This is a genomic window from Microbacterium sp. LWO14-1.2 (assembly GCF_038397715.1).
Classification (GTDB): domain Bacteria; phylum Actinomycetota; class Actinomycetes; order Actinomycetales; family Microbacteriaceae; genus Microbacterium.
Genome location: NZ_CP151633.1, coordinates 2,956,273 through 2,968,209 on the forward strand (window position 1 = coordinate 2,956,273; position 11,937 = coordinate 2,968,209).

Genomic DNA, 11,937 nt, shown 5'->3' on the forward strand with positions numbered 1-11,937 from the left:
CACGACGAAGGGGACCGCGCGGATCGCGCGGTCCCCTTCATCGTGGCTGGCGCCGTCAGGCGCCCTGGTGCTCGAGCACGTAGTCGAGTGCGCGGGTGAGCTGCCGCACGTCGTCCGGCTCGATCGACACGAACGTCGCGACGCGGAGCTGGTTGCGGCCCAGCTTGCGGTAGGGCTCGGTGTCGACGATGCCGTTGGCCCGCAGCGTCTTCGCGATGGCGGCCGCATCGATCGACTCGTCGAAATCGATCGTGACGACGACCGGGGAACGGTCGGCCTCTGCCGTCACGAACGGGGTGGCGACATCGGATGCCGTGGCCCAGTCGTACAGGATGCCGGATGACTCGGCCGTGCGCGCACCGGCCCAGGAGAGGCCGCCGTTGCCGAGGATCCACCCGAGCTGGCTGTCGAGCAGGTGCAGGGTCGTCAGCGCCGGGGTGTTGAGCGTCTGGTTGAGGCGCGAGTTGTCGACGGCGTTCTTCAGGCTCAGGAACTCCGGGATGTAGCGGTCGGAGGCGGCGATCCGCTCGATGCGGTCGATCGCGGCGGGGGACACAGCCGCGAACCACAGTCCGCCGTCGGAGCCGAGATTCTTCTGCGGTGCGAAGTAGTAGACGTCGGCCTGCGCTGCATCGAAGTCGATGCCTCCGGCGGCGCTCGTGGCGTCGATGACGGTGAGGGCGCCGTCGGCGGCGACGCGCGTGATCGGAGCGGAGACGCCGGTCGACGTCTCGTTGTGCGGCCATGCGTAGACGTCCACGCCGTCGACGACCTCGGCAGCCGCGCGGGACCCCGGCTCCGCCTTGCGCACGTCCGGTGCGTCCAGCCAGGGCGCGGCGGCTGCGGCGGCGAACTTGCCGCCGAACTCGCCGAACACGATGTTCTGGCTGCGCCGCTCGATGAGGCCGAAGGCCGCGGCATCCCAGAAGGCGGTCGACCCGCCGTTGCCGGTGATGATCTCGTAGCCCTCGGGCAGACGGAAGAGAGCGGCGAGGCGCTCGCGCACGCTGCCGACGAGGTTCTTCACCGGCGCCTGGCGGTGCGAGGTTCCGAGCAGCGTGGGGCCGGCGGCGAGGAGTGCGTCGAGCTGCTCGCTCCGCACCTTCGAGGGGCCGCATCCGAAGCGGCCGTCGGCGGGCAGGACGTCACGGGGAATCTCGATCGGCATGCGTCGAGTCTAGAGCGTGGCCTCCCGCCTGACCGCCCGCGTGACGCCCCGATGTCGGTGCGGGAATGTAGGCTTGCCTAAGAAGACCCGGAGGGCCACATGACCGACTTGATCGACACCACGGAGATGTATCTCCGCACCATCCTCGAGCTCGAGGAGGAGAACATCGTCCCGCTGCGCGCACGCATCTCCGAGCGCCTCGGTCACTCGGGTCCGACCGTCTCGCAGACGGTGGGACGCATGGAGCGCGACGGCCTCGTGGTGGTGTCGGAGGACCGCACGCTGGAACTCACGGAGTCGGGGCGGCGCAAGGCGGTCGACGTCATGCGCAAGCACCGTCTCGCCGAGCGGCTGCTCTCCGACGTCATCGGTCTCGACTGGGCGTTCGTGCACGACGAGGCCTGCCGGTGGGAGCACGTCATGAGCGAGCAGGTCGAGCGCCGCCTCGTCGAGCTCCTCGGGCACCCGACGGAGTCGCCCTACGGCAACCCGATCCCCGGGCTCGACCAGCTCGGCGACGCCCCCGCTCGGACGTTCGACGAGGGCGTCATCGGCCTCGTGCAGAAGCTCAACGCGGCCGGTGCTCCCATCGAGGGCACGGTGCGTCGTCTCGCCGAGCCGGCGCAGGTCGACCCCGAGCTGCTGGAGCAGCTCCGCGACGCCGGAGTCGTGCCCGGAGCGAAGGGCGACTACCGGTTCAACGAGGGCTACGTGCTGATCCAGATGGAGGGCAAGGACGAGGGCCTCGAGCTCCCGGTCGAGCTCGCCTCCCACATCTTCCTCGTCGGCGAGCCGGTCTGAATCCGCTCTGACCGGGGATTCTTCTGCTCCCCGACGATTGCCAGGTTGGCAGGGTGACAGGATCGTTATCTTCCGGTAACCTCGGTGAAGTCGTCGGCGAAGAAGCCCGCTGACGATAGCCGAGAGGATTCGCCTTCCAGGCTCGTCGTCCTCCCGGTAAGAACGCACAAAGTACCCGAGCTACATTCGTGCCACGAGAGCAGAGTGCCGACGAGCCAGCGCTACCCGAGCGTGCAGGCGCAGGAGGATCACGTTTTGGTCAAAGACATCCAGTCCGCGAACACACCTGAAGATCGACCCCTCGCCCGTCGCACGACCGCACGGGTCAGCGCGCGGACCGTGGTGAAGCCGCTGCGATCCGTCGCCATCTTCGGAGCAGTGGGCGCCCTGGTCGCCGCTGTCGCGCTCCCCGCCTACGCGGCGTCGAAGCCGGCCGAGAACGCCGCGACGACCGTGCAGCAGATGGCCGCCGTCGACGCGCAGTCGCTCGTCGTCGCCTCGCAGGCCACGTCGGCCCCGCTCGACCGCGGAACGTTCACCGCCACCACGCCCGACGAGATCGAGAAGAAGAAGGCGGAGGAGGCCGCAGCGGCCCGCGCCGCCGCAGCCGCTTCCACGGCATCCGCCTCGACCGGTGGTCGCACCTTCGACATCGGCGCCTACGCGCTCGTCTCGCCCGGTTCGGGTGAGGTCCGCTATCCGCTCCCGCAGGGCTCGTACAGTGTCAGCCGAACCGTCGGCGGCGCGCACAACGGCGCCGACATGCTCGCGCCGCAGGGCACGCCGATCTACGCCGCCGCCGCGGGCGTCGTACGCCAGTCCGCTGAGAGCATCGGCGGATACGGCGTCGCCGTCATGATCGACAGCGTCGTGGGCGGCCAGCGTGTGCAGACGACCTACGGCCACATGACGTACGGATCCCGCCAGGTCCAGGCCGGCGAGAGCGTGGCCGCAGGCCAGCTCATCGGCTTCGTCGGCAGCACCGGCCGCTCGACCGCCAACCACCTCCACTTCGAGGTGTGGGTCAACGGCGGCCTCCTCGAGCCGATCGCCTGGCTCGCCGCGAACGCCGGCTGAGCCGTCACCGCTTCGCCCCTCACCGGACACGCCTCCGAGCGTTCACCCGGAGTTGGGCCGCGCACCCCGCTCGATGGGTTAGCCTGAACCCGTTGTCGCACAGGCGGGAGAAGCTGATGGACCGAATACCGAGCATCCGCACCATGGATGCCCTCGGTCGTCATGTCCTTCAGCATCGGCCGCAGGGACACCACGGTGCTGCCGTGCGAAGAAGGCGCTGTCACTAGACAGCGCCTTTTTTCGTCCCTGCGAACGCTCGCGTCCGCGCGACCTCGTGTGAGTCGAGAGTGCCGGGAAGCCGTCCCGGCGGATCGAGAGGATGCTGATGCGCACACTGGTACTGAACGCGGGATACGAGCCTCTGGCCATCGTGTCGTTCAAGAGAGCACTGGTCCTGGTCATGAACGACAAGGCCACCGTGATCGAGCACGTCGAGGACGATCCCGTCTGGGGCAGTCACGGGGTCTACGATCGGCCGGCCGTCATCATCCTGTCGAGATACGTGCGCGTCCCGTCCAGCCGACGGGTGCCGGTGACCCGGCGCGGAGTGCTGCGGCGCGACAACCACCGCTGCGGCTACTGCGGAAAGGCCGCCTCGACGATCGACCACGTGCTGCCGCGTTCGCGAGGCGGAGCGGACTCGTGGGAGAACCTCGTCGCCTGCTGCCTGCGCTGCAACAACGTCAAGAGCGACCGCACGCCGCAGGAGATGCGCTGGGAACTGCGGATCACGCCGCGACCGCCGCACGGCACCGCCTGGACGGTGCGGGGGAGCGAGCGAAGCGATCCGCGCTGGGAGCCGTACCTCGCGCTCGCCGCGTGAGCCGGACGAGACCGTTCCCGTAGACTGGAGCCCACGCCTTCGTAGCTCAGCAGGATAGAGCAGCCCTCTCCTAAAGGGCAGGTCGCTGGTTCGAATCCAGTCGAGGGCACTCTCCGGTCGTCACGGGCGACCGCGCCGCCAGAGCTTCGACGGCCACCAGATCACACGCCCGAGGTCGTAGGCGAGCGCCGGCACGAGCAGCGATCTCACGACGAACGTGTCGAGCAGCACGCCGAACGCCACGATGAACGCGAGCTGCACGAGGAACAGGATCGGGATCACCGACAGAGCGGCGAACGTCGCGGCCAGCACGAGTCCGGCCGACGTGATGACCCCGCCCGTGATCGACAGCCCTCGCAGTACACCTTCCCGCGTGCCGTGTGCCAGCGACTCTTCGCGCACCCGCGTCATGAGGAAGATGTTGTAGTCGATGCCGAGCGCGACGAGGAACACGAAGCCGTAGAGAGGCACGGCCGGGTCGGCGCCGGGGAAGTCGAAGACTCCGGAGAAGACCAGTGCCGACACGCCCATCGCTGTGCCGAAGGACAGCACGGTGGTGATGATGAGGAGCACCGGCGCGAGGATCGACCGCAGCAGCAGCATGAGGATCAGCATGATCACGACGAGGATCACCGGGATGATGAGATTCCGGTCGTGGATGGAGGCGTCGTTCGTGTCGATGGCCGTGGCCGTCACTCCTCCGACGAGCGCGTCGAGCTCGTGCAGCGACGAGCGGAGGTCGCGCACGGTGTCGCCCGCGGCATCCGAGTCGGCGGCATCCGTCAGCGTCCCCTGCAGGAGCACGTTCCCGTCGACGACGGTCGGCGCCGGCGCAGGGGTCCCCGGCGGTCCGACCGCCGTGATCCCGTCGGCGGTCACGGGCGCCGAGCCGCTGGGCGAATCGGCGGCGGTGACCGAGACGCCGTCGATGCCGTCGTCGGCGAGCATCACGTCGGCAGCGTCTTGGAGCCGATCCTCGCTCACCACCACCGAGACCGGGCTGCCCGAGCCACCGGGGAAGTGCTCGCCGAGAGCCACTTGACCGTCGCGCGCCTCCGACGATCCGAGCACGAGATCCGACTGAGGAACCCCGGAGGCGTCGAGCTGCAGCACGCCGGACGCTCCGGCCAGCAGTACGAGAGTCGTGAGGATCCAGATCACCCGCGGTCGCTTCGTGATGAGTCCGGCGAGGCGCGCCCAGAGGCCCGTGGTGCGCATACCGTGCTCTTCGGCGACGACCTCCGGCTCGAATCGCGGACGACGCGGCCAGAACACCGCGCGACCGAACAGCAGCAGGAGGGCCGGGAGGAGCGTCAGCGCCGCGAGCATCGCGAACACGATGCCGATCGCCGCCACCGGGCCGAGCGTGCTGTTCGACTTGAGGTCGCTGAGCAGCAGGCAGAGCAGCCCCGCGATCACCGTGCCGCCCGAGGCGACGATCGGTTCGACCGAGCCCTTCCAGGCGGCGAGGAGAGCAGCGCCCTTGTCCTGCGCGACCCGGAGCTCCTCACGGAATCGGGCGACGAAGAGGAGGGCGTAGTCGGTGGCTGCGCCGATCACGAGGATGAACAGGATGCCCTGCGTCTGGCCGCTGAGCAGCAGCACCTCGAACTTCGCAAGCCACCAGACGACCAGGAGAGCGACGCAGAGGGCGAACAGGCTGGTCGACAGCACCACGATCGGCAGCAGCAGCGACCGGTACACGAGCACGAGGATCACGAGCACCGCGAGGAGGGCGACGCCCAGCAGCAGTCCGTCGATGCCGGCGAAGCCCGCGACCAGGTCGGCGCTGAAGCCGGCGGGGCCCGTGATGTACACGGTGACGCCGTCCGGGGCGGCGGAGCGGAGCATGTCGCCGAGCGCCGAGACGGTGTCGGCGAGTTCGGCATCCTCATCGATCGGGATGAACGCCTGCACGGCCAGGCGGTCGTCCGAGGGGAGGGCCGGTGACACGTCGTCGCCGACGCCGTCGACCGACGGCGCATCGGCGACGGCATCCGCGATCGTGTCGAGCTGTGTGGTGGACAGCTCGCCGTCGGCCACGAAGACGGCGATGGCCGGGATGGCGTCGCTGTCGCTGAACTCTCCGAGCAGCTGCTGCACCCGGGTCGCGTCCGAGGACTCGGGCAGGTAGCTCGTCTGGTCGTTCGACGACACCTCGTCGACCTTGCCGAACAGGGGGCCGCCGAGTCCCGCGCCGACGAGCCAGACGAGGATCAGGGCGACGGGGATCAGCACGCGCGCCCAGGAGTGGCGCCTCGTCCGCTCCCGCGTCTCTCGCGGCGGCGCTTTCCGTTCCGCCGTGCTCGGGGCCGCGGCGTGCTCAGGACCGGACATCGGTCTCCCTTCGGGAAGGACTCGGTGGACGTGATCGCGCGGGTCAGGAGACCCAGGCGAGGATGAGGATCATCGTCGCCAGGAAGCCCGCGATGTAGTTGAGGGCGATGAAGCGGCGCCAGGCGCGGTTGGTCCCGGCGGACGTCTCGTCGGTCACCGACCACCAGGGGGCTGCGTTCACGATGTACGGCACCGCGAGCACGGCGGCGAGAGGACCGGGCCAGGAGGTGAACAGCATGGCGATCCCGGCGAGCGACCACAGGACGATCGCGAGGCGCACCGTGGATCGCGCTCCGATGACCGTGGCGATCGATCCGATGCCGGCCTCGCGGTCGGGAGCGATGTCCTGCACCGCTCCGAAGGCGTGCGCGGCCATGCCCCACAGGAAGAACCCGACGAGCACGATCACGAGGGTCGGCGTCACGGAGGCCTCGGCGATGGCGAGTCCGACGATCGCCGGCGTCACGAAGTGCAGGCTCGACGTCGTGGAGTCGAGGAACGGGCGCTCCTTGAACCGCAGACCGGGGGCGGAGTAGGCGATCACGGCGAAGACGCTCACGATGAGCCAGATCCAGGATGCCGGGTTGCCGACGGCGAAGAGGTAGACGAGGAAGGGCACGTTCGTGACCGCGGCGGCCCACAGCGTCGCCCGGTGGATGCGAGGGGAGAGCAGCGCTCCCTCGATGCCGCCCTTGCGCGGGTTCGCGAGGTCGGACGCGTAGTCGAACACGTCGTTGATGCCGTACATCGCGAGGTTGTACGGAACGAGGAAGTACAGCGTCCCGAGGACCAGCGTGAGGTCGATCTCGCGCGTGGCCAGCAGGTAGGCGGCGGCGAACGGGAACGCCGTGTTGATCCAGCTGATGGGTCTGGAGGAGAGCACGATCTGGCGGACGTCGCTCCCGAGCGTCGTGGAGGTCATGCGTCGGCCTCCCCTGAGCTGTTCGCGGACCCGTGGTCCCGTCGCGCCCTGAGGAGGGCCCACAGAGCCGGCAGCAGCAGCGCGCCCGCGACCGGGTAGGCGAAGTCCTCGAGCGGGGCGAGCCCGATGTGCACCCCGAGCAGATGGTCGGGGGAGTAGTGGAAGAGCCCGCTCGCGATCATGATGCTGTCGAACACCGCGGTGAGCACGATCAGGGCGACGGCGGCGATCGCCAGGGCGGCGGCGTGCGGACGCCGCGCGCGAGGCGTGAGGACCATGAGGACCACGGCCGCGATCGCGGCTGCACCGACGAACCAGGCTGCGAGCTGCAGGTAGGTCATGACGCCCGCTCCGCTCGCCGGCGTCGGCGGAGGGCGCCGAGCACGCGCACGGCGCCGGTGTAGAGGATCATCGTGCAGACGACGAGGAAGACGAGGAAGACGGGCTCCTCGAGCGGCATTTCGGGAGCGAGCACGATCCCCGTGGCGATCGCCCCTTCGCCGCGGAAGAAGATGCCCCCGGCGATACCCGCGACATCCCAGACGAGGAAGAACACGAGGCCGACGACCGTGACGACGGATGCCGAGAGCGCGTCCCTCCAGAAGAAGAGCCGGAACCGCCGATCGAGCAGGAGCATGCAGCCGAGCGACACGAGCAGGCTCGCGAGGTAGACGACGCCCATCACACGGCGTCCTCGACGGGCGCGGCGGACGGCAGCGGAAGCGGCCCCCCGGAATGGTCGCCGCGGATGCGCTTCAACACGATCTCGGCGCTGATGAGGCACATGGGTACGCCGACGCCCGGTGCTGTCGTGCCGCCCGCGTAGTAAAGGCCCGAGACCTTGCGCGAGACGTTCTGCGCGCGGAACATGGCGCTCTGCGACAGGATGTGAGCCGGGCCGAGCATCCCTCCGCGCCACGAGTTGTAATCGTCGCGGAAGTCCGCCGGCCCCTTCGTCTCGCGCACGACGATGCGGTCGCGCAGGTCGGGGACGCCGGCCCAGGTCGAGATGAGGTCGATCGCCTCGTCGGCGGCACGTTCGATCGCCGGCGAGCCCGATCCGTCGGAACCGCCGCCGCCCAGTTCGACGTCGGCGGGGACGGGGACCAGCACGAACAGGTTCTCGTGGCCCTCCGGGGCGACGCTGTCGTCGCTCGCGCTCGGCCGGCAGACGTAGGTCGACGCGGGGGAGGGGACAGCCGGGCTGTCGCCGAAGATCGCGTCGAAGTTCGCATCCCAGTCGTCCGTGAAGAACAGGGAATGGTGCGGGAGCTGCGGGAGCTCGCCTCGCACGCCCAGCATCACGAGCACCGCTCCGGGACCGCTCGTGCGACGCTGCCACCAGCTCTCCGGGTACGTCCGGAGTTCGGGCGGGAGCAGGACGGTCTCGGTGTGGTGGAGGTCGGCGGCCGAGACCACGATGTCGGCCTCGGCGACGTGGGCGGTGCCGTCGGCATCCCGCCACTCGACGCCCGTGGCTGCGGTCGTGCCGGAGCGTCGTGCGGTGCGGATCGCCGTCACGTCGGCATCCTTGACGACCGTGACGCCCGCCTGCTCGGCCAGGTGCGCGATGCGTTCGACGACCCGCCAGAACCCGCCCTGCGGATAGCTCACGCCCTCGTCGAGGTCGAGTGCGCTCATCAGGTGGTACATCGCCGGCGCGCTGCGCGGGTCCGTGCCGAGGAAGACGGCGGGGTATCCGAGCAGCTGACGCAGGATCGGATCCTGGAAGCGCCGGGCGGCGAAGGACTCCAGACGCGTCCCGAGCAGTGTCGCGAGACGCGGACCGGCGCCGAGCACCTCCTTCGTGGCGAGCGTGCTCCACTTCGTGAACGGGTTGTACAGGAAGTACCGCTCGGCCATGTCGCGGGCGTGGTGCGCGGAATCGAGATACTCGTCCAGACGAGCCGCAGAACCCGGCTCGCGCGCCTCGAACAGCTTCGCGACCTCTGCGCGGCCACTGGGCACGGTGATCGGTTGGGAGGGGCCGTCGGTGCCCGGCTCCTGGAACACCCGGTAGCCGGGGTCGAGCAGGGTGAGATCGAGCTGCTCCTCGGTCGACGATCCCATCATCGCGAAGAAGTGGTCGAACACCTCGGGCATCAGATACCACGAGGGGCCGGAGTCGAAGCGGAAGCCGTCGCGCTCGATCGTGCCGGCTCGGCCGCCGATGCGCGAGTTCTTCTCGTAGACCGTCACCTCGTGTCCGTCGCGGGCGAGAAGGCCCGCTGTCGCGAGACCGGCCACTCCTCCGCCGATGACGGCGACGCGGCTCATCGGTCACGCTCCAGAGCCGTGACGGCGACGGCTCGCGCGGCGAGCAGAGCCTTGACCGGGTCCGGCACGCGGACACGACGCTCGTACAGCTGCGCGGCCGGAGTCCTGGCCACGCGCCGCATGAGCGCCTCGAAGAGCGCGAGGGCACTGCGCACGGCAGCGCGGGCGTCCTTCGGGAGCAGGGGGATCGATCGACGGGCGTCGTCGAGCTGAACGGTCACGGTGCGTACCCATTCGTCGCGGTCGGAATCGGTGAGGCGCCCCGAGCCGCCGAGGTACCCGCGCTGCAGGCGATCGGTGTCGTCGGCGAGGTCGCGGAGGAAGTTCACGTTCTGGAAGGCGGCGCCGAGCTGCCTGGCGCCGTGGGTGAGGACTGCCAGCTCCTCCTCGGTGCGCGACTCCTCGCGGAGGAAGACACGCAGGCACATCAGCCCCACGACCTCGGCGGAGCCGTACACGTAGCGCTCGTGGGCCTCGGCGTCGTAGGCGGTGAAGTCGGCAGCGCTCGCGATGTCGGCGGCCATGGAGTCGAAGAACGGCTGCGTCAGATCCTCGCCGATCCCGCACTCGCGCGCGGTCCTGGCGAACGCATGCAGGATCAGGTCGGTGCTGTAGCCCACGGCCATCGAGCGGTGGGTCGCCGCGACATACGACGCGAGCGCCTCGGTCTGCGCGGAGCTGTCCAGTCCGGCCTGCGCGGCCACTCCGTCGACGATCTCATCGGCGATGCGCACCATGGCGTAGATGTTCCGCACGTGCTGACGGTGACGAGCGCCGAGCAGCTTCGTCGCGAGTCCGAAGGACGTGGAATAGGTGCGGATGACCTCGGTGGATGCCGTGTCGGCGGCGCGGCTGAAGCGGCCGAGGCTCTCGTCGCCCTGCCCGCTCGGGATCGCGGTCATGCGCGGCGACCCTCGAGGCGGGAGACCGTCGAGAGGATCGTGTGCGCGGCATCCGCTCCGATCTCACCCGTCAGCTGCGCGTCGGCGAGCAGGGTGTGCACGGCGTCGAGCTGATCGCCGACGAGGTCGGTGACGAAGGCTTCGGCCCCGCAGGCGCGCAGCTGGTCGCGGAGGCCCTCGGCATCCCTCATGCTCAGCTCGGCCGAACCGAAGCGGGGAGCGATGTCGTCCCAGGCGTCCGTCGAGCGTGCGTACGCGATGATGGCGGTCTCCTTGCCCTCGCGCAGGTCGGAGAACGCATCCTTCCCGTGCGCGCGATGGTCGCCGAACACGCAGAGCAGGTCGTCCTGCAGCTGGTAGGCGAGCCCGATGTGCCGCCCGACGCTCGTCAGCGTCCGCTCGGCCGACACGGACGAGCCCGAGAGCAGCGCTGCCGCGCGAAGCGGGAGCGAGAACGAGTAGGTCGCGGTCTTGTACACGCTCATGCTGAGGATCGTGGTGAGGTCCGGGGCGATGATGCCGTGGCTGAGCGCGACGTCGGTGTGCTCGCCCGCGACGGTCTCGACGATGGTCTCCTCGACGAGGTCGAGCAGGCGTGACCGCACGTCCGCGGGGACATCGGCGCGAGCGAAGCCCATGACGGCCGCCGTGAGGAGCAGATCTCCCATGAGGATGGCGCTCGAGCGCGCCCAGTGCAGCGCGTCCTCCTCGGTGGCCGCAGGCGTGCCCGCCGCGAGGGCGCCGATCAGGTTCGGCCGCTTGCGCCGCGTGAGGTCGCCGTCGATGACGTCGTCGTGCAGGAGGAACGCGTAGTGCAGCAGTTCGATGTGCGCCGCGACCTCGACGGCCGCCGGGGTCAGCGTCGCCGAGCCGACGTCGCCGGGCGTGAGGGCGTGGTGGATGTCGAGCAGCAGCCGCGGGCGGACCAGCTTGCCGCCCAGCGAGTGGTCGGCAGCGGCCCGCCACAGCGCAGCGAATTCGGATCCGTACGCCTCCGCGGCGGCGCTGTGATGGACGAACCGCCGGCGCAGGGCTTCCTCGATCCGAGTGCCCATGTCTTCGTGGATCGCCGCCGCCGTCATCGTCATACCGCCCCTCGCTCGCGCATGAGTGGCAGCTGTTCGACGAGCCACGGGCTGAAGGCGAAGGGGGCCGCTGCCACGGCGGTCGCGAACTCCGCCGCGTCGACCCACGCCCACTCCGACACCTCGTCGGGATCGGGGGACAGCGCGCCGTCGGCGACCGCGATGTGCACGGGGCAGATCTCGTTCTCGACGATGCCGCTCGCGTCGACGGCACGGTAGCGGTACTCGGGGACGACGACGGCGACGTCGGTGATGCGGAGGCCGAGCTCTTGCTGCGCTCGCCGGGTGACGGCATCCTGCATCGTCTCGTCGGGGCGGGGATGGCCGCAGAAGCTGTTGGTCCAGACGCCGGGCCAGGTGCGCTTGGACAGCGCGCGGCGGGTGACGAGCAGACGCCCCTCGCCGTCGACCACGTAGCAGGAGAACGCGAGATGGAGCGGGGTGTCGGTCGTGTGCACGGCGTCTTTGGCCAGCACTCCGATCGCGACGCCATCGGGGGAGAGGAGGGTGACCTCGTCCATCTGGGAAACCTCCTCGATTTCGCT

12 protein-coding genes and 1 tRNA gene are annotated in these 11,937 nt (G+C 69.7%); 4 read left to right on the plus strand and 9 right to left on the minus strand.

Features of this window, described 5'->3' with window-relative positions:
* Nucleotides 1-55 precede the first annotated feature (55 nt).
* Nucleotides 56-1,168 carry a phosphoserine transaminase gene (gene serC / locus MRBLWO14_RS14250; RefSeq protein ID WP_341933781.1) on the minus strand — a complete coding sequence of 371 codons (1,113 nt, stop codon included), beginning with the start codon at nucleotides 1,166-1,168 and terminating at the stop codon, nucleotides 56-58.
* A 99-nt stretch (nucleotides 1,169-1,267) separates the two neighbouring features.
* On the opposite strand from serC, the gene MRBLWO14_RS14255 reads away from it, so the two are divergent.
* The 4 genes from MRBLWO14_RS14255 to MRBLWO14_RS14270 all read left to right on the plus strand — a co-directional run bounded on the left by MRBLWO14_RS14255 (nucleotide 1,268) and on the right by MRBLWO14_RS14270 (nucleotide 3,978).
* Nucleotides 1,268-1,969 carry a metal-dependent transcriptional regulator gene (locus MRBLWO14_RS14255; protein ID WP_096713836.1) on the plus strand — a complete coding sequence of 234 codons (702 nt, stop codon included), beginning with the start codon at nucleotides 1,268-1,270 and terminating at the stop codon, nucleotides 1,967-1,969.
* 204 nt (nucleotides 1,970-2,173) lie between these two features.
* Entirely contained in the window at nucleotides 2,174-3,046 is an 873-nt protein-coding gene (locus tag MRBLWO14_RS14260) for a M23 family metallopeptidase (protein ID WP_341933782.1), read from the plus strand.
* 325 nt (nucleotides 3,047-3,371) lie between these two features.
* Complete coding sequence (locus tag MRBLWO14_RS14265) at nucleotides 3,372-3,869, plus strand: HNH endonuclease (RefSeq protein ID WP_251587150.1); 498 nt, start codon at nucleotides 3,372-3,374, stop codon at nucleotides 3,867-3,869.
* 35 nt (nucleotides 3,870-3,904) lie between these two features.
* Nucleotides 3,905-3,978: transfer RNA gene (locus tag MRBLWO14_RS14270), tRNA-Arg, on the plus strand.
* Nucleotides 3,979-3,989: 11 nt separating this feature from the next.
* Here MRBLWO14_RS14270 and MRBLWO14_RS14275 read toward each other — a convergent pair.
* Genes MRBLWO14_RS14275 through idi form a run of 8 tightly spaced genes read right to left on the minus strand, consistent with a single transcriptional unit; the run spans nucleotide 3,990 to nucleotide 11,913 of the window.
* Nucleotides 3,990-6,206, minus strand: a complete 2,217-nt coding sequence (locus MRBLWO14_RS14275; protein WP_341933783.1) for an MMPL family transporter — start codon at nucleotides 6,204-6,206, stop codon at nucleotides 3,990-3,992.
* Nucleotides 6,207-6,249: 43 nt separating this feature from the next.
* Complete coding sequence (locus MRBLWO14_RS14280) at nucleotides 6,250-7,128, minus strand: prenyltransferase (protein ID WP_341933784.1); 879 nt, start codon at nucleotides 7,126-7,128, stop codon at nucleotides 6,250-6,252.
* Nucleotides 7,125-7,469 carry a lycopene cyclase domain-containing protein gene (locus MRBLWO14_RS14285; RefSeq protein ID WP_341933785.1) on the minus strand — a complete coding sequence of 115 codons (345 nt, stop codon included), beginning with the start codon at nucleotides 7,467-7,469 and terminating at the stop codon, nucleotides 7,125-7,127. The genes MRBLWO14_RS14280 and MRBLWO14_RS14285 overlap by 4 nt, the downstream gene beginning before the upstream one ends.
* Nucleotides 7,466-7,810, minus strand: a complete 345-nt coding sequence (locus tag MRBLWO14_RS14290) for a lycopene cyclase domain-containing protein (RefSeq protein WP_341933786.1) — start codon at nucleotides 7,808-7,810, stop codon at nucleotides 7,466-7,468. The genes MRBLWO14_RS14285 and MRBLWO14_RS14290 overlap by 4 nt, the downstream gene beginning before the upstream one ends.
* Nucleotides 7,810-9,405 carry a phytoene desaturase family protein gene (crtI, locus tag MRBLWO14_RS14295; protein ID WP_341933787.1) on the minus strand — a complete coding sequence of 532 codons (1,596 nt, stop codon included), beginning with the start codon at nucleotides 9,403-9,405 and terminating at the stop codon, nucleotides 7,810-7,812. The genes MRBLWO14_RS14290 and crtI overlap by 1 nt, the downstream gene beginning before the upstream one ends.
* Entirely contained in the window at nucleotides 9,402-10,307 is a 906-nt protein-coding gene (locus MRBLWO14_RS14300) for a squalene/phytoene synthase family protein (RefSeq protein ID WP_341933788.1), read from the minus strand. Before MRBLWO14_RS14300 ends, crtI begins: the two co-directional genes overlap by 4 nt.
* The gene (locus tag MRBLWO14_RS14305) at nucleotides 10,304-11,395 is read right to left on the minus strand and encodes a polyprenyl synthetase family protein (RefSeq protein WP_341933789.1); all 1,092 of its coding nucleotides are present in this window, start codon (nucleotides 11,393-11,395) and stop codon (nucleotides 10,304-10,306) included. Before MRBLWO14_RS14305 ends, MRBLWO14_RS14300 begins: the two co-directional genes overlap by 4 nt.
* Nucleotides 11,392-11,913, minus strand: a complete 522-nt coding sequence (idi, locus tag MRBLWO14_RS14310; RefSeq protein ID WP_341933790.1) for an isopentenyl-diphosphate Delta-isomerase — start codon at nucleotides 11,911-11,913, stop codon at nucleotides 11,392-11,394. The genes MRBLWO14_RS14305 and idi overlap by 4 nt, the downstream gene beginning before the upstream one ends.
* Nucleotides 11,914-11,937 lie beyond the last annotated feature (24 nt).

Bases quoted from the DNA above. Each gene is read 5' to 3' on its own strand.
- serC (WP_341933781.1), bottom strand. From the start codon at position 1,168: ATGCCGATCGAGATTCCCCGTGACGTCCTGCCCGCCGACGGCCGCTTC.
- MRBLWO14_RS14255 (WP_096713836.1), top strand. From the start codon at position 1,268: ATGACCGACTTGATCGACACCACGGAGATGTATCTCCGCACCATCCTC.
- MRBLWO14_RS14265 (WP_251587150.1), top strand. From the start codon at position 3,372: ATGCGCACACTGGTACTGAACGCGGGATACGAGCCTCTGGCCATCGTG.
- MRBLWO14_RS14275 (WP_341933783.1), bottom strand. From the start codon at position 6,206: ATGTCCGGTCCTGAGCACGCCGCGGCCCCGAGCACGGCGGAACGGAAA.
- MRBLWO14_RS14280 (WP_341933784.1), bottom strand. From the start codon at position 7,128: ATGACCTCCACGACGCTCGGGAGCGACGTCCGCCAGATCGTGCTCTCC.
- MRBLWO14_RS14285 (WP_341933785.1), bottom strand. From the start codon at position 7,469: ATGACCTACCTGCAGCTCGCAGCCTGGTTCGTCGGTGCAGCCGCGATC.
- MRBLWO14_RS14290 (WP_341933786.1), bottom strand. From the start codon at position 7,810: ATGGGCGTCGTCTACCTCGCGAGCCTGCTCGTGTCGCTCGGCTGCATG.
- crtI (WP_341933787.1), bottom strand. From the start codon at position 9,405: ATGAGCCGCGTCGCCGTCATCGGCGGAGGAGTGGCCGGTCTCGCGACA.
- MRBLWO14_RS14300 (WP_341933788.1), bottom strand. From the start codon at position 10,307: ATGACCGCGATCCCGAGCGGGCAGGGCGACGAGAGCCTCGGCCGCTTC.
- MRBLWO14_RS14305 (WP_341933789.1), bottom strand. From the start codon at position 11,395: ATGACGATGACGGCGGCGGCGATCCACGAAGACATGGGCACTCGGATC.
- idi (WP_341933790.1), bottom strand. From the start codon at position 11,913: ATGGACGAGGTCACCCTCCTCTCCCCCGATGGCGTCGCGATCGGAGTG.